Source organism: Mesorhizobium sp. M7A.F.Ca.CA.001.04.2.1, from assembly GCF_003998485.1.
GTDB lineage: Bacteria > Pseudomonadota > Alphaproteobacteria > Rhizobiales > Rhizobiaceae > Mesorhizobium > Mesorhizobium ciceri.
In genome coordinates, this window is the sequence record NZ_RZQT01000105.1 from 1 (window position 1) to 20,247 (window position 20,247).

The window sequence follows — 20,247 nt, forward strand, 5'->3', positions numbered from 1 at the left end:
CGCATGATCTGGCGAATGAGCTGCCGGTCGGAGGGGCGAAACAGCCGCGTGCGGCCGCGCCGCACCGGCTGCACCAGCCCTTCGTCCTCGTAAAAGCGCAGCGTCCGCGTCGACACGTCGAACTCGCGGGTCAACTCGGTGATCGAATAATATTCTCGCATTGCCACTCCCACACGCCGAAACACCGGGGCGATCGCCATGGCGGCGTCACCCTTCTGTCCCGAACCAAAACCCATGCCATGCCGGAATCGACATGGCGCCCCGCGCGAGCCTCGCACGGCATTTACGTAAAAGTCAATTGAGCCAAAAGGCGTGCCTCAGGGCACGCCGAACCACCACGTGGCAATGCCGAGAAATGCAAAGAAACCGACGACGTCGGTAACCGTGGTGACGAAGACCGCCGAAGCGACCGCCGGATCGACCTTGAAACGATCGAGCAGCAGCGGGATCAGGATGCCGGCCAGGGCGGCCACGAACATGTTGATGATCATCGCCGCCGCGATGATCCCGCCCAGATTGGGATCACGGAACCAGGCTGCCGCGACGATGCCGATCAGGATGGCGAAGACGATGCCGTTGATGAAGCCGACACCCATCTCGCGGCGAATGATGCGGCCGGCATTGTAGATGTCGAGATCCCTGGTCGCCAACGCCCGCACGGTGACGGTCATGGTTTGCGAGCCGGCATTGCCGCCCATGCCCGCGACGATCGGCATCAGCACCGCCAGTGCCACGATGTGTTCGATCGTGCGGTCGAACAGGCTGATCACCGACGCCGCCAGGAACGCGGTCAGAAGGTTGATCAGCAGCCACGGAACGCGTGAGCGCGAGGTCGAAAAGATGCTGTCGGAAAGCTCTTCGTCGCCGACGCCGCCCATACGCATCAGATCTTCCTCGGCCTCCTGCTGGATGACGTCGACGACATCGTCGATGGTCAGAACGCCAACCAGCCGTTCGTTCTCGTCGACGACCGCGGCCGACAAAAGATCGTACTGCTCGAATTCCCGCGCCGCCTCTTCCTGGTCCATGATGGCCGGAATGGCGTGCCGCGTCTCGTGCATCACCTCCTCGACCTTGACCGAACGCTTGGTGCGCAGGATCTGGTCGAGGTCGATGGCGCCGAGCAGCTTGAAGCTCGGATCGATGACGAAGATCTGGCTGAAGCGCTCGGGAAGATTGTTGTCCTCGCGCATGTAGTCGATGGTCTGGCCGATCGTCCAGAACGGCGGAACCGCGACGAACTCGGTCTGCATGCGGCGGCCGGCCGTCTCTTCGGGATAATCGAGCGAGCGGCGCAGCCTGATCCGCTCGGTGAACGGCAGTTGCGACAGGATCTCGTCCTGGTCTTCCTGGTCGAGATCCTCGAGAATGTAGACGGCGTCGTCGGAATCGAGCTCCTGCACCGCCTGCGCGATCTGCGCATTGGGCAGATTGTCGACGATCTCCATACGGATCGCCTCGTCGACCTCCGTCAGCGAGGAAAAGTCGAAATCGGCGCCCAGGAGTTCGACCAGCGCGCGGCGCTGTTCGGGATGCAGCGCCTCGAGCAGATCGCCGAGCTCCGACTGGTGCAGGTCGTCGACTTCATGCTTGAGGGTCAGCGTGTCGCGGTCGGCGATCGCCGCGCCGATCCGCGCCAGGAAGGACGAAAGCACGGCGCCGTCCTCGCCATAGATGTCGGCGTGGTTGTCCTCGGCGGCCCCGGCGCCGGTCGTCCGTTCGTGCTCGCCTTCCACCAGCGCCTCCCGCCACAAGAATCCCGGAAAAGGTGCAAATCAGGTCTAGAGCATCGGACCCAAAAGGGGAAACCGGTTTTGGAGAATCCGACGCTCAAAAAGAAAGTGGCGTAAAGTGCGGGAATATCAACGAAATGCGTCCGGCCCGCAGCGGGCGAGACCGGCACAAATCGGATTGAAGAAAGAGAAATGGTGCGGTCGAGAAGACTCGAACTTCCACGGGTTGCCCCACAGCGACCTCAACGCTGCGCGTCTACCAATTCCGCCACGACCGCACGTGGTAGAGCCGGAACCGACCGGCTCGCGGCGTGTAGCAAATCGTTTCCGGTGAAACAAGTGCACGGCAAGCAATAATGTCAGGCGATTGGCATAATGCTCCACAGGGCCCGAACGCAGCGCCGGAACTGGACGTTTGCGCCTGATATAGCCATATGGAAGGCAAGTTGATGTCGCCCAAAGGTGCGAGGCGTTTTTGGGCGCCCCATGGACAAACGAAAAGACGATACGCCATGACCGAACGCAGCCAGATCGCCACGTCGTTCCTGCCGCTTCCCGGCTCGGCACCGGTCGAATGGCTGATCGAGCCCGGCCTTACCGCCTATCCCGAGGCACTTGCCTTCATGGAGGCGCGCGCCGAGGCGATCCGCAGCGGCGCTGCCGGCGAAATGGTCTGGTTGGTCGAACACCCGCCGCTCTACACGGCCGGCACCAGCGCCCGTGGCGAGGATCTGATCGACGCCAGCCGCTTCCCGGTCTTCGCGGCCGGACGCGGCGGCGAATACACCTATCATGGGCCAGGCCAGCGGGTCGCTTACGTCATGCTCGACCTGAAGCGGCGGCGCGAGGATGTCCGCGCCTTCGTCGCGGCGCTCGAACAGTGGATCATCGGCACGCTTGCCGCTTTCAATGTGCGGGGCGAGCGCCGCGAGGACCGGGTCGGCGTCTGGGTCGTGCGGCCGGATCGCCCTGCTCTGCCGGACGGCTCGCCGGCGGAGGACAAGATCGCGGCCATAGGCATCCGGCTGCGGCGCTGGGTGAGTTTTCACGGCATCGCCATCAATGTCGAGCCCGATCTCGACCATTTCAGCGGCATCGTGCCTTGCGGCGTGCAGGACCACGGCATCACCAGCCTCGTCGACCTAGGCCTTCCCCTGACCATGGCCGATCTTGATCTGGCGTTGAAATCCGCCTTCGAGGATGTGTTCGGTCCCGCCACGGCGTTGCCTGTCGAAGCCGAGCGCAAAGCCGGCTGATCTTCCGGATCCGGTACGGCTCAAATCAGTTGGGCAGAGGCCCACAACACGCCATAGCCATGGATGGCGAACACCGCCAGCAACGCCGCCGCCATGGCCAGCCGGTCGATGGTGCGGATCGGCTTCAGCTCGTGACGCGGCTTCACCCCACTGCTCATCGTCAGCAGGCTGAGGAGCGAAAACACCGCTCCCGTCGCGAGCAGGAAGGTGGCGGAAAAGCCGGCCTGCCAACCCACGGCCAGGAAAGCCGAGAGCAGGAAGAAGGAAGCCAGCGCCAGCGCGACCGGTCCCGGACAGATCTGGCGCAGCACCTGGCCGCCGTCGAACTTCCACACCGGCACCAGATTGGCGATGTTGAACAGTGCGGCGAAGCCCGCCAGGGTCGCCAGCAGGGCCGCCGCCAGCCGGTGACCTTCCGCGCCGGCAAAGGTGCTTGCGGCGATGGCGATCGGCACCAGGAAGGCCGAAAAGCCGGCGCCCATCAATGCCACGAAAGCCACTTCGAAACGGCTGTCATAGGGCCGCCCGCCAATGGCGATGCCGCCGAGCAGCGGAATGAAGATCATCCGTGCACGGTTGTGGCCCATCAGCCGGAACGCTGCCATATGGCCAAGCTCATGCAGGGCGACCACCGATGTGAGGATCGCGGCCAGTGCCAAACCGCCGAAGTGAAGGCCGAAGAATGGCCACAGGATCAGCGCCGAAAGCCCGGCAAAGCCGACCTGGCTGAGCGGATGCTCGAACCAGCCGCCCTTGCGATACTTTCCGGTCCGCGCCCAGCGCTGCAGCTTGGAGAGTTCGCGGCGCAGGGCGAAATAGCGGAACACCAGGAAGGCAACGCCACGATAGCGATCGGTCTGGCTGAGCGTCACCCGCGTGCTGTTGCCTTCCGAAACGAGTTCGGCGGTTTCGCGAAAATCCTTCCAGAACGAAGCGTCGAGTGCCGTATCCTCGATGACACGCATCGAGAAGCGGCTGCCTTCGACGACGTCTTCAAACCGCGACTTGCGTTCGATCGGCTTGCCGTCGCGACCTTCCCAGGACAGCGTGATGCGGGCCACGCCCTCGCCGTCCGGGGCCTCGGCGGACAGGATCTCACCGGACCAGCCGGCATCGCTGCCGAGCGGCCACAGCGCCTGCCAGAGGCGCTGCCGATCCATCGCCACCAGACGGGTCAGCCGGACCGTGCGCAAACCAAGCGGCACCGTCATCAACAGAAAGATCAGCCCGAGATTGCTGGCCACCAGAATGGCCGTGACGATGGGCGACACCTGGACGTTGCTCCCTGTCTTGCCGGGGCACTCTAACGTCGCTGCGGCAAGAAAAGCTTAACGGCGGAGCGGTCTTCGACCGCATGGGACCCACGGCGGCGAACGCCGCCAAATCACATGGCTCCAATCCAGATTGCCATGGAGACGAGAAAGGTGCTCATGCAAACCAGTGAGATGACATCCTGAACCAGATCGGTCATAACTCTCTCCTGTTGTTGATATGTTCGTATTTTGTTCTAATTTTGTTTCAAAGTCAACGGACACAATCCGGCCGTGTCCGAATTTCCGGGCGATCAAATCGGCAGGGTTAAGAAAAGGTTGACGGGCGAACGACGGTTGCCCAGCGCCGACCAGGGCACGACGAGACTGGGGTCAGGCCGAGCCGAGAATGGTGGATTTCGAGAACCGGAGCGGAGCGTACTTTTGGGTACGTGAGCACCGTTCTACCGCGACGGGGTAGAACGGGAAGCGCAGGAAGCCGCCTTTCGCAGGCCGGCCTCCCCCCAGTATCGCCGTGCCCTAGAGCGGCACCACTTTGCCGTCGGCCAAGGTGACGCGTCGGTCCATGCGCGATGCCAGCTCGTGATTGTGGGTGGCGATCAGCGCCGCGAGGCCCGATTGCTTGACCAGCGCCGCCAGCGCCTCGAACACATAGGACGCGGTGACCGGGTCGAGATTGCCGGTCGGCTCGTCCGCCAGCAGTACCAGCGGCGCATTGACGACCGCACGCGCAATGGCGACGCGCTGCTGTTCGCCGCCGGAGAGCTCGGACGGCCGGTGCGCCGCGCGTTTGCCGATCTGCATGTAATCGAGCAGCTGCGCCGCGCGCTCGGCCGCGTCCTTGCGGCTGAGCCCCTTGATGAGCTGCGGCATCATGATGTTTTCCAGCGCCGAGAATTCCGGCAGCAGATGATGGAACTGGTAGACGAAGCCGACATCGTTGCGGCGGATCGCCGTGCGCTCGTCGTCGGACAGCCGCCCGCAGGCGCGGCCGGCCAGGATGACGTCGCCGGCGTCGGGACGCTCCAGCAGGCCGGCGGTGTGCAGCAGCGTCGATTTGCCGGTGCCAGACGGCGCCACCAGCGCCACCATCTCGCCGCGCTTCAGCGAGAAGTCCGCACCATTGAGAATGGTGAGCTTTCGCGGTCCCTGGACGTAGTGCCGCTCGACGCTCTTCAGCTCGATAATGACCTCGGCCACTATTCGTACCTCAAGGCTTCGACCGGATCGAGACGCGCGGCGCGCCATGCCGGAAACACCGTTGCCAGGAAGGACAGGCCGAGCGCCATCAGGACGACATAGGTCGTCTCGCGCGGATCCATCTTCGCCGGCAACTGGCTGAGGAAATAGAGTTCAGGATTGAACAGCACCTTACCGGTCATCCACGAGAAGAACTGGCGGATCGATTCGATGTTGGTGCAGATCAGTACGCCGAGCAGCACACCGGCAAGCGTGCCGGTCACGCCGATCGCCGCACCCGTCATCAGGAAGATGCGCAGGATGGCGCCGCGCGACGCCCCCATGGTGCGCAGGATGGCGATGTCGTGGCCCTTGTCCTTCACCAGCATGATCAGGCCGGAGATGATGTTCAGCGCCGCCACCAGCACGATCAGCGTCAAGATCATGAACATGACGTTGCGTTCTACCTGCAGCGCGGAGAAGAAGGTCTCGTTGCGCTGGCGCCAATCGACCATGTCGATCGGCCGCTGCGCCGCCGCCTCCACTTTCGGTTTCAGCGCATCGACATCGTCTGGATTGTCGACATAAATCTCGATCGTTTGCGCCCGCCCGTCCATGTTGAAATAAAGCTGCGCTTCGGAAAACGGCATGTAGACGATGGACGTGTCATATTCGGACATGCCGACTTCGAAGATCGCCGCGATCTTGTAGCCCTTCATGCGCGGCGTGGTGCCGATCGGCGTCACGTCGCCGTCGGGCGAAATCAAGGTGATGGTATCGCCAAGCGTCAGGCCGAGATTCTCAGCCATGCGCTTGCCGATGGCAACGCCCTCGCCAGAATCGAAATCGGCGATCGAACCCTGCTTGATGTTGCTGGCAACGATGGCGATCTTGCTCAGATCCTCGCCGCGTATGCCGCGAACCAGCGCTCCGGTTCCGCCGCCGACATTGCCTTGCGCAAGCACCTGGCCATCGATCAGCGGGATGGCGTATTTAACGCCTGCTACACCGTTGATGCGGCTGGCGACCTGCGCATAGTCCTCCAGCGGCGAATCGAGCGGCTGCACGATCAGGTGACCGTTGACGCCGAGGATGCGCGTCAAAAGCTCCGCCCTGAAACCGTTCATCACCGCCATGACCACGATCAGCGTGGCGACGCCCAGCATGATGCCGAGGAACGAGATCGAGGCGATCACCGAGATCACCGTCTCCTTGCGCCGCGAACGCAGATAGCGCCAGGCGACCATGCGCTCGAAGATGGAAAAGGGTCCGGCGCCGACCGATCTTGCCGCCACCGCCTCGCTCATGCGGCGACACCGAAGCGCTTCTTCGCGTCCGCGATAGGCAGCGTCTCGCGCTCGCCGGTCTTGCGGTTCTTGATCTCGATCTCGCCGGCGGCGACACCGCGCGGTCCGACGATCACTTGCCAGGGAAGGCCTATCAGGTCGGCGGTGGCGAACTTGCCGCCGGGCCGCTGGTCGGTGTCGTCGTAGAGCACGTCCTTGCCGGCGGCGACGAAAGCGGCATGCAGTTCGTCGCAGACGCCGTCGCACTCGGCGTCGCCCGCCTTCATGTTGATCAGTCCGATGTCGAACGGCGCCACCGCCTCCGGCCAGATGATGCCGTTATCGTCATGGCTGGCTTCGATGATCGCCGCGACCAGCCGCGACGGACCGATGCCGTAGGAGCCGCCGGAGACGAAATGATCCTTGCCGTCGGGTCCGGTCACCTTGGCGCCCATGGGCTTGGAATATTTGTCGCCGAAATGGAAGATGTGGCCGACCTCGATGCCGCGCGCCGAAACCTTGTCGCTCTCGCCGATCTTCTCCCACGCCGCCTCGTCATGCATCTCGTCGGTGGCGGCGTAGGGCGTCGTCCATGTCTTGACGATGTCGGCGATCTCGGCGTCGTTGGCAAAATCGGTGTTGGCGCCGGGCACATCGAGCGCAAGATAGTCGCGGTGGCAGTAGACCTGGCTCTCGCCGGTGTCGGCCAGGATGATGAATTCATGGCTGAGATCGCCGCCGATCGGCCCGGTGTCGGCCCGCATCGGTATTGCTTGCAGCCCCATGCGCGTAAAAGTCCGGAGATAGGACACGAACATCCTGTTGTAGGCCGCCCTGGCGCCTTCGAAGTCGAGATCGAAGGAATAGGCGTCCTTCATCAGGAACTCGCGCGACCGCATGACGCCGAAGCGCGGCCGCACTTCGTCGCGGAACTTCCACTGGATGTGGTAGAGATTGAGCGGCAGGTCCTTGTAGGACTTCACATAGGCGCGGACGATCTCGGTGACCACTTCCTCATTGGTCGGGCCGTAGAGCATGTCGCGGTCCTGCCGGTCCTTGATGCGCAGCATCTCCTTGCCGTAGTCGTCATAGCGGCCGCTTTCGCGCCACAGATCGGCCGACTGGATGGTCGGCATCAGGATTTCCAGCGCACCGGCGCGATCCTGCTCCTCGCGGATGATGCGGCAGACCTTGTCCAGCACCCGCTTGCCGAGCGGCAGCCACGAGAAACTGCCCTGCCCCTGCTGGCGGATCATGCCGGCGCGCAGCATCAGCCGGTGCGAGACGATCTCGGCCTCGCGCGGATTTTCTTTGAGGATCGGCAGGAAATAGCGCGACAAACGCATGGACAGGTCCGTGAGTGAGGAGGGCCGCGTCAGAATCGGCGCGACTTTGGCTTGCTTGACCCGGCTTCATAGCCATTTCAAGGCGGAATGGGAACCCGGACGCTTCGGCCCGAAAAGCGGAATCGATTTCCAAAAAACATGGGTAGCCGGGATCAGAAGCGTCGCACCGCCGTTCGCCCGTCCAGAAGACCCACGGCGCTGCAAGGCCTCCCGGTCACTGTGCGCGTCTTGGTGATCGTTCGCCAAGCAACGCCTGCCACACTATTGTGCAGTGCAGCACGAGAATGCCCGTTTCAAGGCAAAATTCTTCGTGACATTTTCATTCGCCTTAGGCTAATGTACCTCGATAACCGAGAGGGCAGAAAAAAATCTGCTCTCCTACGCGGTCAAAGTCTTGGGAGGATGCGATCTAGGCGCGGTTACTCGCTGCCGCCGGAAACCGGAAACAGATCGGACGCGTTTAAATTGCAAGGCCTCGTGCCTTGCATTTTTTTTGTGCAATCATCTGCTTAGCGCAACGCGTTGCCAAACCACCTTACCCAGCGTCAGCGCTCGTCAGGCCGCAAAACGGCACGACGTTCCCCGCCGAAACCCGCCCGGTTCCGACATATGAAAACGCCGTCGCTGGACAGTCTATTTAGCCGGCGTCTGGCTGAATTCCGGCACGATGTGCGGGATGTCGTTGAGGCTGTATCCCAGCCCATGCGTCAGGCCATAGAAAATGCCCATCAGGATCGCGGTGGCGATGGTGGTGCGGATCACGGCGCGCAGCATGTGAGGCCCACGCGGCGCGCTCGGAACCGTGCCCAGCGTCACGTCGTGATCGTCGTCCTGCGTCCTCACGCTGAACGGCAGCACGGCGAACAGCACCACCCACCAGGTCGCGAAAAACAGGGCGGTGAACGAAACCCAGCTCATGATTGCTCCAGTTCGATCAGCGTGCCGAAGAAATCCTTCGGATGCAGGAACAGCACCGGCTTGCCGTGCGCGCCGATCCTCGGGTTGCCGTCGCCCAGCACGCGGGCGCCGGCGGCCTTGAGCTGATCGCGCGCGGCCAGGATGTCGTCGACCTCATAGCAAAGGTGATGCATGCCGCCGGAGGGGTTCTTCTCCAGGAAGGCGGCGATCGGCGATCCCTCGCCCAAAGGCTCCAGAAGTTCGACCTTGGTGTTGCCGACATTGACGAACACCACCGTCACCCCGTGCTCCGGCAGTGCCTGCGGCGCCGTCACCTCCGCGCCGAGCGTGTTGCGGTAGGCCGCTACGGCAGCAGCCAGATCCGGCACGGCAAGCGCGACATGGTTCAGACGTCCGAGCATAGGTTTTCCCCAGGGCAGTATGGCAATAGGGCAGTATGGCAATAGGGGAAAAGCTGACCTGCCTCGTATCGAAATCCCTACTGCCCTACTCCCTTACTGCCCTACTCCCCTCAGCGAGTGACGAACACCGTCACCAGCGGCTTCTTGCCCCAGGCTTCGTTGGCGGCGCCGCGCACGGCGCGCCGCACTGCTTCCTGCACCAGGTCGAGGTCTTTTCGGCGCTGACGGGGGATCGAGTCCACCGCGCCGATTGCCGCATCGATCATCAGATCTTCCAGCGACTCGCCACGGCCATCGGCCTCGGCGACGCCGATGGCGACCAAATCGGGGTCGCCGGCAAGCTCATATTTGTCGTCCAACACGACATTGACCGCCACGTGGCCGGCAAAGGACAATTTGCGCCGGTCGCGGATGCCCATCGCCTGATCGGTGCCGATCAGTCTGCCATCCTTGTAGATACGGCCGAACGGCACCTGATCCATGATGGTGGCTGGGCCGGGAGCAAGCCTGAGCATGTCGCCGTCGCGCACCTGCGCCACCTGGCCGATGCCCGATGTCGACATCAGCGAGCCCTGCGCCACCAGATGTGCCGCCTCGCCATGCACGGGAACGCCGATCTGCGGGCGCACCCATTCATACATCTTGCGCAATTCGCTGCGCCGCGGATGGCCGGAGACATGCACCAGCGCATCGCCGTCCTCGATGATCTTGACGCCGAGGTCGATGAGACGGTTCTTGATCTCGAGGATCGCCTTCTCGTTGCCGGGAATCGTACGCGAGGAAAACACCACCGTGTCGCCTGCCGTCAGCGACACCGACTTCATCTCTTCGCGCGACAGCTTGGCCAGTGCGGCCAGCGGCTCGCCCTGGCTGCCCGTGCAGATGATGACCAGGTTTTCGCGCGGGATGAAACCAAAATCCTCCTCGGCGATGAACTCCGGCAGACCGTCCATGTAGCCGAGTTCGCCGGCCACATCGATGACCCGCTTCAGCGAACGGCCAAGCACCAGGCACTGGCGTCCGGCATCGCGCGCCGCTTTGGCGATCGAGACGATGCGTCCGACATTGGAGGAGAACGTAGTGACGGCGACACGGCCCTTGGCAGCCTGGATGACGCCCTTGAGGCCCTCGCCCACAGCCACTTCCGAAGGCGACTCGCCTTCGCGCAGCGCATTGGTCGAATCGCAGATCAGCGCCAGAACGCCCTTGTCGCCATAGGCGCGGAAACGCGCCTCGTCGGTCTTCGGCCCGATCGTCGGCTCCGGATCGATCTTCCAGTCACCGGTATGGATGACGGTGCCTGCCGGCGAGGTGATCGCCAGCGACATCGGCTCGGGAATCGAGTGCGCGACCGGAATGGCTTCGATCTCGAAGGGGCCGACGGTGAATTTCTCGCCCGCCCGGTAGATCGTGACCGGTATTTTCGGTGCGCCCTGCTCGCCTTGCCGCTTGGCTTCCAGCAGGCCGGCGCTGAACGGCGTCATCCAGACCGGCGCCTTCAGCTTCGGCCATGTGTCGAGCAGCGCGCCGTAATGGTCTTCATGCGCATGCGTGATGATGATGCCGCGCAGATTGGCGAGGTTCTCCTCGATGAAGCGTGTGTCGGGCAGCACCAGGTCGACGCCCGGCAGGCTGGCATCGGGGAAGGTCACTCCGACATCGATGACGATCCATTCGCGCGCGCTGGGCGGCCCGTAGCCGTAAAGAGCGAAGTTCATGCCGATCTCGCCGACGCCGCCGAGCGGCACGAAGACGAGTTCGGCGTTTTCCGCTTTCGCCATGATTTTTCCCTTCCTGGCCCTCAGGCCAAGCTCAAAAGCAATTCCGGGAAAAGTGTGTAACGGTTTTCCCACCGGAGTTGCGCAAAAACAAACAGTTAGAACCGTTCATGAACGGCCTATGCCCTGGCCGAAGCGACCGCGCCGAAATGCACATCGCCGGCGGCGATCGTCCGAACCGAACCTTCATCGTCGCGGATCACGAAACGGCAGTCCTCGTCAATGGTCTCAAACACCCCGCGCACCACATTACCGTCAATTCTGACGGCAACCTCGCCGCCGAGCCCCGCGGCACGATCGAGCCACCGTCGCCTGACGGCGGCAAGTCCGCGCCCCTCATCCCACAATCGGGCATTCTCGCTCCAGGCATCCGACAGCGCCAGGAACAGTGTTTCCGCATCGCATGCCGCGCCCAGCGCGCGCAAGGAAGTTGCGGGATACGGCAAATCCTCAGGGTATGCCACCACATTGACGCCGATGCCGACCGCCACTCCGAAACGGCCGCCCTCGAGGATTGCCGATTCCAGCAGGATGCCGGCCAGCTTGGCGCCGGAGGCAAGCACGTCGTTCGGCCATTTCAGCTCGAAACGGTTTTTTCCTTCGCTGCCACCGTCGAGGCCAATGGCGATCCGGCCCTTCGGCACCACGGCATCGAGTGCATCGGCCAGTGCCAGTCCTGCGACGAAGCCCAATGTCGCGGCAAGGCGAAGCTCTGCCTTGGTGATGACGAGCAGCGTCGCCGCCAGATTGCCTTCCGGGGTCGCCCAGACGCGGCCGCGCCGGCCACGCCCGCTTTCCTGCTTCTTGGAAACGACCCACAATTTGCCGGAGTCGCCTGCCCTTGCGTGGTCCAGTGCCAGCGCATTGGTGGAGCCGACGCTCTCATGCGCCTCGAGCCGGAACCCTTCCGACGCCGAGGTTGGAGCCAGCCGAAATGCCATGCCGTCTAGAAAAACGTCTTGGCGGCGGCTTCGGCATAGGTGCCGATCGGCCCACCGATCAACACGTAGAACAGCACGAAGGCGCCGGAGACGCCGAGCACGACACGCAATTCCGTCGCCATCGGCACGAAGCCGCCGACCGGTTCGTCGAACCACATGATCTTGATGATGCGCAAATAGTAATAGGCGCCCACCACCGAGGCCAGCACGCCGATGATCGCCAGCGCGTAGAGATTGGCGTTGATGGCGGCGAGGAAGACGTACCATTTCCCCCAGAAGCCGGCGAGCGGTGGAATGCCGGCGAGTGAGAACATCAGGATGGTCAGGATCGTCGCCATGACCGGATTGGTCGACGACAGGCCGGCCAGGTCGCTGATCTGCTCGACATTGCCTTCCTTGCGCCGCATGGCGAGGATGAAGGCGAAGGTGCCGAGCGTCATCACCAGATAGATCAGCATGTAGATGGCAACGCCGCGCACGCCGGCCTGGCTGTTGGCGGCAAGGCCGACCAGCGCGTAACCCATATGGCCAATCGAGGAATAGGCCATCAGGCGCTTGATGTTGGTCTGCCCGATTGCGGCGAAGGAGCCGAGTGCCATCGAGGCGATCGAGATGAAGACGATGATCTGCTGCCAGTCGGCGGCGATCGGCTTGAACGCGCCCATGGTGACGCGCACGATCAGTGCCATCGCCGCCATTTTCGGCGCCGCCGCCAGGAAGGCCGTCACCGGAGTCGGCGCGCCCTCATAGACGTCAGGCGTCCACATGTGGAACGGCACCGCGGAAATCTTGAAGGCAAGGCCGGCCAGCACGAAGACGAGGCCGAAAACGAGGCCAAGCTGGCGCTCGCCGCTGCCGAGTGCCGTGGCGATTTCCTGGAAGCCGGTGTTGCCGGTGTAGCCGTAGACCAGGCTGATGCCATAGAGCAGCATGCCCGATGACAGCGCACCGAGAACGAAATATTTGAGGCCCGCTTCGGTCGAGCGCAGATTGTCGCGGTTGATCGCGCACAGCACATAGATCGCCAGCGACTGCAGCTCGAGGCCGAGATAGAGGCCGATCATGCTGTTGGCCGAGATCATCAGCATCATGCCGAGCGTGCACAGCAGGATCAGCACCGGATATTCGAACTTGTCGAAGCGCTCCGCCTTGGCGAAGCGCATCGACATCACCAGCGTCACCGCCGAGCCGACCAGTGCCAGCACCTTCATGAAGCGGCCGAAGGAATCCTGGATGAAGGCATTGCCATAAGCGCTGCCCTGCCCGGTTCGGAAGATCAGCCAGGCGCCCGCGATCGCCAGCACGGCAACCGCGAGGCCGGTTACCGTGTTGGCCGTGTTGGCGCGCGAATAGGCTCCGACCATCAGCAGCGCCAGCGCGCCGACGGCAAGGATCAGCTCTGGCGTCGAGAGCGACAGGCTGGAGAGAAGGTCCGGCGTCATGGTTCGCAAAACCTCTGGTCAGTTCGCCGCCGCGGTCTGCGCGGCGCCGATGGATGCAGTGACATTGGTGACGAGCGACTTGACCGATTGGGCCGTCGCGTCGAAGACCGGGGCGGGATAGACGCCGAAGAAGATGACCAGCACGACCAGCGGGTAGATGATCACCTTCTCGCGCGGCGACAGGTCGAGCAGTCCCTTAAGGCTCTCCTTGGTCAGTGCGCCGAAGATCACCCGGCGGTAGAGCCAGAGCGCGTAGGCGGCCGACAGGATGACGCCGGTGGCGGCGAAGAACGCCACCCATGTGTTGACCCGGAACACGCCGAGCATGGTCAGGAACTCGCCGACGAAGCCGCTGGTACCGGGCAGACCGACATTGGCCATGGTGAAGATCAGGAACACCGTGGCGTATTTCGGCATGTTGTTGACCAGCCCGCCATAGGCCGCGATCTCACGTGTGTGCATGCGGTCGTAGATGACGCCGACGCACAGGAACAGCGCGCCGGAGACGAGGCCGTGGCTGAGCATCTGGAAGATCGCGCCCTGCACGCCTTCCTGGTTCATGGCGAAGATGCCCATGGTGACGAAGCCCATATGGGCAACCGACGAATAGGCGATCAGCTTCTTCATGTCCTCCTGCATCAGCGCCACCAGCGAGGTGTAGATGATGGCGACGACGGACAGCGCGAAGACCAGCGGCGCGAACATTTCCGACGCCAGCGGGAACATCGGCAAGGAGAAGCGCAGGAAGCCGTACCCGCCCATTTTCAACAGGATGCCGGCCAGGATGACGGAGCCCGCCGTCGGCGCCTCGACGTGCGCGTCGGGCAGCCAGGTGTGCACCGGCCACATCGGCATCTTCACCGCGAAGGAGGCGAAGAAGGCAAGCCATAGCCAGGTCTGCATGTTGGCCGGGAAATTGTGGGTCAGCAGCGTCGGGATGTCGGTTGTGCCGGACTGGAAGAACATCGCCATGATGGCGAGCAGCATCAGCACCGAACCGGCGAGCGTGTAGAGGAAGAACTTGAACGAGGCGTAGACGCGCCGCTTGCCGCCCCAGACGCCGATGATGATGAACATCGGGATCAGGCCGGCTTCGAAGAAGACGTAGAACAGCACGATGTCCAGCGCGCAGAACACGCCGATCATCAGCGTTTCGAGCAGCAGGAAGGCAATCATGTAGGCCTTGACGCGCTTCTCGATCGATTCCCACGAGGCCAGGATGCAGAGCGGCATCAGGAAGGTCGTCAGGATGACGAACAGCATCGAGATGCCGTCGACGCCCATATGGTAGGAAATGCCGGAATCGAGCCAGGCGACCTTCTCGACGAACTGGAAGCCGGACTGCGAATTGTCGAATCCGGTCCAGATGAACAGCGAGATGATGAACGTGAAAGTCGTCGTCAACAGCGCGATGGCGCGGATGTTGCGGCGTGCATTTTCGCTGTCGTCATTGATGAACAGGATAAGCAGCACACCAACCAGCGGCAGGAAGGTGACCAGCGAGAGGATTGGCCAGGCGGTCATCAGAGCATCATCCAGGTGACGAGTGCGGCAACGCCGATCAGCATGGCGAAGGCGTAGTGGTAGAGATAGCCGGTCTGCAGCTTGACGACGCGGTTGGTGACATCGACGACGCGCGCCGAAATACCGTCGGGGCCGAGGCCGTCGATGACGGTGCCGTCGCCGGTCTTCCACAGGAAGTGGCCGAGGCGCTTGGCGGGCCGCACGAACAGGAAGTCGTAGAGCTCGTCGAAATACCACTTGTTGAGCAGGAAGGCGTAGAGCCCGCGATGCTGCGCGGCCAGGTTGACCGGCATTTCCGGCGAGCGGATGTAGAATTTCCAGGCCAGCGCGAAGCCGATCAGCATGGCGATGAAGGGCGACAGCTCGACCCACAGCGGCAATTCGTGGATGTCGTGCAGGATGTGATTGTCAGGCAGTGTGAACAGCGATGCCTTCCAGAACTCGGCATAGCCCTCGCCGATGAAGGCGTTGTGGAAGATGACGCCGGCAAACAGCGCGCCCGCAGCCAGGATGAACAGCGGCACCAGCATCACCGGCGGCGATTCATGGACATGGTGCATCACCTCATGGCTCGCCCGCGGCTTGCCGTGGAAGGTCATGAAGATCAGCCGCCAGGAGTAGAAGGAGGTGAAGCAGGCGGCGATGACCAAAAGCACGAAGGCCATGCCGGCAACCGAATTGTGGCCGGCAAAGGCGCTCTCGATGATGGCGTCCTTGGAGAAGAAGCCGGCGGTGCCGATGACCGTCACCGGAATGCCGACGCCGGTCAGCGCCAGCGTGCCGATCACCATCATCCAGTAGGTGGTCGGGATCAGTTTCCTGAGGCCGCCCATCTTGCGCATGTCCTGCTCGTCGGACACGGCATGGATGACCGAGCCCGAGCCGAGGAACAGCAGCGCCTTGAAGAAGGCATGCGTGAACAGGTGGAAGATCGCCGCGCCATAGGCGCCGACGCCGAGCGCCACGAACATGTAGCCGAGCTGCGAGCAGGTCGAATAGGCGATGACGCGCTTGATGTCGTTCTGGACCAGACCGACGGTGGCCGCGAAGAAGGCCGTGAAGGCACCGATGAAGGTCACGACAGTCAGCGCCGAATGCGACAGTTCGAACAGCGGCGACAACCGCGCCAGCATGAACACGCCCGCCGTCACCATGGTGGCGGCATGGATCAGGGCCGAAACCGGCGTCGGGCCTTCCATGGCGTCCGGCAGCCAGGTGTGCAGCGGCACTTGCGCCGACTTGCCCATGGCGCCCATGAACAGGAGCAGGCAGACGATCGTCATGGCCGCCTGCTTGTCCAGCGCATGGCCAAGGAAAGTCAGCACCGCGGCACCCTGCGGCGCGCCTTCAGCGGGGATGAACGTCGCCGCATTGGCGAAGATGGTGCCCAGATTGACCGAGCCGAACAGCACGAACACGCCGAAGATGCCGAGTGCGAAGCCGAAATCGCCGACACGGTTGACGACAAAGGCCTTGATTGCCGCGGCATTGGCCGACGGCTTCTTGTACCAGAAGCCGATCAGCAGATAGGACGCCAGCCCCACCCCTTCCCAGCCGAAGAACATCTGCACGAGGTTGTCCGCCGTCACCAGCATCAGCATGGCGAAGGTGAACAGCGACAGATAGGCGAAGAAGCGCGGCCGGTTCGGATCGTGGTGCATGTAGCCGATCGAATAGATGTGGACCAGCGCCGACACGGTGTTGACCACCACCAGCATGACCACCGTCAGCGTGTCGATCCGCAGCGCCCAGGACGCTTCCAGCCCACCCGACTGTATCCAGCGCAGCACGGGCACGGTGAACACCTCGCCATGGCCGAAACCGACGGTGAAGAACGCGACCCACGACAGCACGGCCGCGACCACCAGGAAACCCGAGGTGATGTATTCGGACGCCTTGGCGCCGAGCGACGTGCCGAACAGGCCGACGATCAGGAAGCCGAGCAGGGGAAGGAAGACGATGGCCTGATACATGGTGGTTCCGTCAACCCTTCATCATGTTCACGTCTTCGACCGCGATCGAGCCGCGGTTGCGGAAGAAGACGACGAGAATGGCAAGTCCGATGGCGGCTTCGGCCGCCGCGACCGTCAGCACGAACAGCGCGAACACCTGGCCGACCAGATCGCCGAGTGCTGCCGAAAAGGCGACGAAATTGATGTTGACCGCCAGCAGGATCAGCTCGACCGACATCAGGATGACGATGACGTTCTTGCGGTTCAGGAAGATGCCGAACACGCCGAGCGTGAACAGAACAGCCGATACGGTCAGATAATGTGCGATGCCGACAACCATCTCAGAGTCCCTCGCCTGTCTTGACCTTGCGGATTTCCATGCCGGTCGCCGGTGTGCGGCCGACCTGGGCTGCGATCGACTGCCGCTTGACGCCTGGCTTGTGGCGCAGCGTCAGCACGATGGCGCCGATCATGGCGACCAGCAGCACGAGGCCCGAAATCTGGAAGTAGTAGAGGTAGTCCGTATAGAGGATGTCGCCGAGCGCGGCGGTATTGGTCCGCGTGGCAAGATCCGGAATGGGCTTGGAGACCGTCGAAGCGAGCTGCGGCGCGAAGGTGTAGCCGCCGAGAACCACGATCAGCTCCGCCGCCAGGATCAGCCCGACCAGCGCGCCGATCGGCGCATATTGCAGGGCGCCGCTCTTCAGTTCGGCGAAATCGACGTCGAGCATCATGACGACGAACAGGAACAGAACCATCACCGCGCCGACATAGACGACGAGCAGGATCATCGCCAGGAACTCGGCGCCGGTCAGCATGAACAGGCCGGCGGCGTTGAAGAAGGTCAGGATCAGGAACAGCACCGAATGCACGGGGTTGCGCGACGAAATGACCATGAACGCCGATGCCACCGCGACAAAGGCGAAGAGGTAGAAAAAGGCCGCCTCTAGTCCACTCAACATTGGGGATCCCCCGGGTTCCTGTACAAACAGGACAACCGTCCTGTTTCGATGTTTGCCGCCTCAGGCCGCAAGTTTCGTTGTGTCCTTAGACGAGGCCCCTCGCCCCGTCCATGCGTCAAATATCAGCGGTAGGGCGAGTCCAGCGAGATGTTGCGCGCCAGCTCGCGCTCCCACCGGTCGCCATTCGCCAACAGTCTGTCCTTGTCGTAGTAGAGTTCCTCGCGCGTCTCCGTCGCGAACTCGAAATTCGGCCCCTCGACAATGGCGTCGACCGGGCAGGCTTCCTGGCAGAAGCCGCAATAGATGCACTTCACCATGTCGATGTCGTAGCGCACCGTGCGGCGGGTGCCGTCGTTGCGGCGCGGGCCGGCCTCGATGGTGATGGCCTGCGCCGGGCAGATCGCCTCGCACAATTTGCAGGCGATGCAGCGTTCCTCGCCATTGGGATAGCGGCGCAACGCATGCTCGCCGCGGAAGCGCGGGCTGGTTGGCCCCTTCTCGTGCGGATAGTTGATCGTCTCCTTCGGCGCGAAGAACTGGCGCATCGACAGGAAGAAGGCGCTGACGAAATCCTGCAGCAGCAGCGATTTGGCGGCTTGGGAAAGAGCGGACATCACGCAAACCCCGTGATCTTGAGGAAGGCCGCGGTGGCGACCACCATGAACAGCGAGATCGGCAGGAACACTTTCCAGCCAAGCCGCATCAATTGGTCGTAGCGGTAGCGCGGCACGAAGGCCTTCACCATGGAGATGCCGAAGAACACGAAGCAGACTTTCAGCACGAACCAGATGACGCCCGGCACCCAGGTGAACGGCGCGAAGTCGAACGGAGGCAGCCAGCCGCCGAGGAACAGGATGGTGGCCAGCGCGCACATCAGCACGATGGCGACATACTCGCCGAGGAAGAACAAAAGGAACGGGGTCGACGAATATTCGACCATGTGGCCGGCGACCAGTTCCGATTCGGCTTCGACCAGATCGAAGGGCGGGCGGTTCGTCTCGGCCAGCGCCGAGATGAAGAAGATGATGAACATCGGGAACAGCGCCAGCCAGTTCCAGTCGAGGAAGGTGTTGGGCAGGCCAAGCCGCGTACCAATTCCATCATGCTGCGACAGCACGATATCGGTGAGGTTGAGCGAGCCGGCGGTGAGCAGAACGGTGACGATGACGAAGCCGATCGAGACTTCGTAGGACACCATCTGCGCGGCCGAGCGCAGCGCGCCGAGGAACGGATATTTCGAGTTCGACGCCCAGCCGCCCATGATCACGCCGTAGACCTCGAGCGAGGAGATGGCGAAGACATAGAGGATGCCGACATTGACGTTGGCGATTGCCCAGCCGTGGCTGACCGGGATGACCGCCCAGGCCGAGATCGCCAGCACGGCCGACACCAGCGGCGCCAAAAGAAACACGCCCTTGTTGGCGCCGGACGGGATGACCGGCTCCTTGAAGACGAACTTCAACAGATCGGCGAAAGCCTGCAGCGTGCCCCAGGGGCCGACGACGTTCGGGCCACGGCGCAATTGCACCGCCGCCCAGATCTTGCGGTCGGCGTAGAGGATGTAGGCGACGAAGATCAAAAGAACGACGATCAGCACGACTGACTTCAACAGGATCAGCAGCGCCGGCAGCACGTAGAAGGAGAAGAAAGTGTCCATGCTTATTCCGCCGCCTGCTTGAAGCCGCTCTTGGCCAGTGCCGAGCATTCCGCCATCACGGCCGATGCCCGCGCGATCGGGTTGGTCAGGTAGAAATCCTTCACCGGCGAGGTGAAGGTGCCCTTGTTCAGCCGTCCGCCGAGCTTCGCCACCTCGGCGATATCCTCGGCATTGCCGGCCGCGACCTGGTCGATACGGGCCAGATGCGGGTATTCGCCATAAAGCTTGGCGCGCAGCTGCGGCAGCGAATCGAACGGCAGTTTCTTGCCCAGCACATCCGACAGCGCCCTTAGGATCGCCCAGTCCTCGCGCGCCTCGCCCGGCGCGAAGCCGGCGCGGTTGGTCTGCTGCACACGCCCTTCGGTGTTGACATAGGTGGCCGATTTTTCCGTGTAGGCGGCCGCCGGCAGGATGACATTGGCGCGGTGCGCGCCCTGGTCGCCATGCGTGCCGATATAGACGACGAAGGCGCCGCCGGTCTTGGCCATGTCGATCTCGTCGGCGCCGAGCAGGAACAAGAGCTCCATTTCGCCCAGCATGCCGGCAACGTTTCTGCCGCCCTCGCCCGGCACGAAGCCGAGATCGAGACCGCCGACGCGCC

General features: G+C 62.9%; 19 protein-coding genes and 1 tRNA gene. 1 reads left to right on the forward strand and 19 read right to left on the reverse strand.

Going from position 1 to position 20,247, the window contains the following annotated elements:
• From EN955_RS25695 to EN955_RS25705, 3 genes are all read right to left on the reverse strand, one after another.
• The coding region (locus EN955_RS25695; RefSeq protein WP_127223477.1) for a MerR family transcriptional regulator at positions 1–161 on the reverse strand (161 nt) is incomplete at its 3' end.
• Positions 162–317: 156 nt separating this feature from the next.
• Positions 318–1,736, reverse strand: a complete 1,419-nt coding sequence (gene mgtE / locus EN955_RS25700) for a magnesium transporter (protein WP_024501352.1) — start codon at positions 1,734–1,736, stop codon at positions 318–320.
• A 190-nt stretch (positions 1,737–1,926) separates the two neighbouring features.
• A tRNA-Leu gene (locus tag EN955_RS25705) sits at positions 1,927–2,011 on the reverse strand.
• A gap of 234 nt (positions 2,012–2,245) precedes the next feature.
• Between EN955_RS25705 and lipB the strand changes: the two genes are divergently transcribed.
• Positions 2,246–2,989, forward strand: a complete 744-nt coding sequence (lipB, locus tag EN955_RS25710; protein ID WP_024501353.1) for a lipoyl(octanoyl) transferase LipB — start codon at positions 2,246–2,248, stop codon at positions 2,987–2,989.
• A 20-nt stretch (positions 2,990–3,009) separates the two neighbouring features.
• Here the strand turns inward: lipB and EN955_RS25715 are convergent, their stop codons facing one another.
• From EN955_RS25715 to EN955_RS25790, 16 genes are all read right to left on the reverse strand, one after another.
• Positions 3,010–4,260 carry a peptidase M50 gene (locus tag EN955_RS25715; protein WP_024501354.1) on the reverse strand — a complete coding sequence of 417 codons (1,251 nt, stop codon included), beginning with the start codon at positions 4,258–4,260 and terminating at the stop codon, positions 3,010–3,012.
• Between the two features lie 519 nt (positions 4,261–4,779).
• Positions 4,780–5,463 carry an ABC transporter ATP-binding protein gene (locus tag EN955_RS25720; protein ID WP_024501355.1) on the reverse strand — a complete coding sequence of 228 codons (684 nt, stop codon included), beginning with the start codon at positions 5,461–5,463 and terminating at the stop codon, positions 4,780–4,782.
• A complete protein-coding gene (locus EN955_RS25725) occupies positions 5,460–6,746 on the reverse strand; it encodes a lipoprotein-releasing ABC transporter permease subunit (protein WP_013531108.1) in 1,287 nt (428 codons plus the stop codon). Before EN955_RS25725 ends, EN955_RS25720 begins: the two co-directional genes overlap by 4 nt.
• On the reverse strand, positions 6,743–8,071 hold the full coding sequence (proS, locus tag EN955_RS25730; protein WP_013531107.1) for a proline--tRNA ligase: 1,329 nt from the start codon (positions 8,069–8,071) through the stop codon (positions 6,743–6,745). The genes EN955_RS25725 and proS overlap by 4 nt, the downstream gene beginning before the upstream one ends.
• A 633-nt stretch (positions 8,072–8,704) precedes the next feature.
• Positions 8,705–8,989 (reverse strand): DUF1467 family protein, encoded by a 285-nt coding sequence (locus EN955_RS25735; protein WP_013531106.1) that lies wholly within the window; start codon positions 8,987–8,989, stop codon positions 8,705–8,707.
• Complete coding sequence (gene mce, locus EN955_RS25740) at positions 8,986–9,390, reverse strand: methylmalonyl-CoA epimerase (protein ID WP_013531105.1); 405 nt, start codon at positions 9,388–9,390, stop codon at positions 8,986–8,988. The genes EN955_RS25735 and mce overlap by 4 nt, the downstream gene beginning before the upstream one ends.
• Before the next feature lie 110 nt (positions 9,391–9,500).
• The gene (locus tag EN955_RS25745) at positions 9,501–11,171 is read right to left on the reverse strand and encodes a ribonuclease J (protein ID WP_013531104.1); all 1,671 of its coding nucleotides are present in this window, start codon (positions 11,169–11,171) and stop codon (positions 9,501–9,503) included.
• 116 nt (positions 11,172–11,287) lie between these two features.
• Complete coding sequence (locus EN955_RS25750) at positions 11,288–12,109, reverse strand: biotin--[acetyl-CoA-carboxylase] ligase (RefSeq protein WP_024501356.1); 822 nt, start codon at positions 12,107–12,109, stop codon at positions 11,288–11,290.
• Between the two features lie 5 nt (positions 12,110–12,114).
• Entirely contained in the window at positions 12,115–13,551 is a 1,437-nt protein-coding gene (gene nuoN / locus EN955_RS25755) for an NADH-quinone oxidoreductase subunit NuoN (RefSeq protein WP_013531102.1), read from the reverse strand.
• Positions 13,552–13,569: 18 nt separating this feature from the next.
• A complete protein-coding gene (locus tag EN955_RS25760; protein ID WP_024501357.1) occupies positions 13,570–15,075 on the reverse strand; it encodes an NADH-quinone oxidoreductase subunit M in 1,506 nt (501 codons plus the stop codon).
• On the reverse strand, positions 15,075–17,048 hold the full coding sequence (gene nuoL / locus EN955_RS25765; RefSeq protein ID WP_013531100.1) for an NADH-quinone oxidoreductase subunit L: 1,974 nt from the start codon (positions 17,046–17,048) through the stop codon (positions 15,075–15,077). The genes EN955_RS25760 and nuoL overlap by 1 nt, the downstream gene beginning before the upstream one ends.
• Positions 17,049–17,058: 10 nt before the next feature.
• Positions 17,059–17,367 (reverse strand): NADH-quinone oxidoreductase subunit NuoK, encoded by a 309-nt coding sequence (nuoK, locus tag EN955_RS25770; RefSeq protein WP_010910101.1) that lies wholly within the window; start codon positions 17,365–17,367, stop codon positions 17,059–17,061.
• Position 17,368: 1 nt separating this feature from the next.
• Positions 17,369–17,989 (reverse strand): NADH-quinone oxidoreductase subunit J, encoded by a 621-nt coding sequence (locus EN955_RS25775; protein WP_013531099.1) that lies wholly within the window; start codon positions 17,987–17,989, stop codon positions 17,369–17,371.
• Positions 17,990–18,111: 122 nt separating this feature from the next.
• Positions 18,112–18,603 (reverse strand): NADH-quinone oxidoreductase subunit NuoI, encoded by a 492-nt coding sequence (gene nuoI, locus EN955_RS25780; RefSeq protein WP_013531098.1) that lies wholly within the window; start codon positions 18,601–18,603, stop codon positions 18,112–18,114.
• Complete coding sequence (nuoH, locus tag EN955_RS25785) at positions 18,603–19,646, reverse strand: NADH-quinone oxidoreductase subunit NuoH (RefSeq protein ID WP_013531097.1); 1,044 nt, start codon at positions 19,644–19,646, stop codon at positions 18,603–18,605. The genes nuoI and nuoH overlap by 1 nt, the downstream gene beginning before the upstream one ends.
• Before the next feature lie 2 nt (positions 19,647–19,648).
• A partial coding sequence (locus EN955_RS25790; protein ID WP_164769911.1) for a molybdopterin-dependent oxidoreductase occupies positions 19,649–20,247 on the reverse strand: 599 nt, incomplete at its 5' end.

Excerpts from the sequence above, each read along its gene's own strand:
- EN955_RS25725 (WP_013531108.1), bottom strand. The coding sequence starts at position 6,746 with ATGAGCGAGGCGGTGGCGGCAAGATCGGTCGGCGCCGGACCCTTTTCC.
- lipB (WP_024501353.1), top strand. The coding sequence starts at position 2,246 with ATGACCGAACGCAGCCAGATCGCCACGTCGTTCCTGCCGCTTCCCGGC.
- nuoK (WP_010910101.1), bottom strand. The coding sequence starts at position 17,367 with ATGGTTGTCGGCATCGCACATTATCTGACCGTATCGGCTGTTCTGTTC.
- nuoN (WP_013531102.1), bottom strand. The coding sequence starts at position 13,551 with ATGACGCCGGACCTTCTCTCCAGCCTGTCGCTCTCGACGCCAGAGCTG.
- nuoI (WP_013531098.1), bottom strand. The coding sequence starts at position 18,603 with ATGTCCGCTCTTTCCCAAGCCGCCAAATCGCTGCTGCTGCAGGATTTC.
- nuoH (WP_013531097.1), bottom strand. The coding sequence starts at position 19,646 with ATGGACACTTTCTTCTCCTTCTACGTGCTGCCGGCGCTGCTGATCCTG.
- proS (WP_013531107.1), bottom strand. The coding sequence starts at position 8,071 with ATGCGTTTGTCGCGCTATTTCCTGCCGATCCTCAAAGAAAATCCGCGC.
- mce (WP_013531105.1), bottom strand. The coding sequence starts at position 9,390 with ATGCTCGGACGTCTGAACCATGTCGCGCTTGCCGTGCCGGATCTGGCT.
- EN955_RS25775 (WP_013531099.1), bottom strand. The coding sequence starts at position 17,989 with ATGTTGAGTGGACTAGAGGCGGCCTTTTTCTACCTCTTCGCCTTTGTC.
- EN955_RS25750 (WP_024501356.1), bottom strand. The coding sequence starts at position 12,109 with ATGGCATTTCGGCTGGCTCCAACCTCGGCGTCGGAAGGGTTCCGGCTC.
- EN955_RS25760 (WP_024501357.1), bottom strand. The coding sequence starts at position 15,075 with ATGACCGCCTGGCCAATCCTCTCGCTGGTCACCTTCCTGCCGCTGGTT.
- nuoL (WP_013531100.1), bottom strand. The coding sequence starts at position 17,048 with ATGTATCAGGCCATCGTCTTCCTTCCCCTGCTCGGCTTCCTGATCGTC.
- EN955_RS25745 (WP_013531104.1), bottom strand. The coding sequence starts at position 11,171 with ATGGCGAAAGCGGAAAACGCCGAACTCGTCTTCGTGCCGCTCGGCGGC.
- EN955_RS25735 (WP_013531106.1), bottom strand. The coding sequence starts at position 8,989 with ATGAGCTGGGTTTCGTTCACCGCCCTGTTTTTCGCGACCTGGTGGGTG.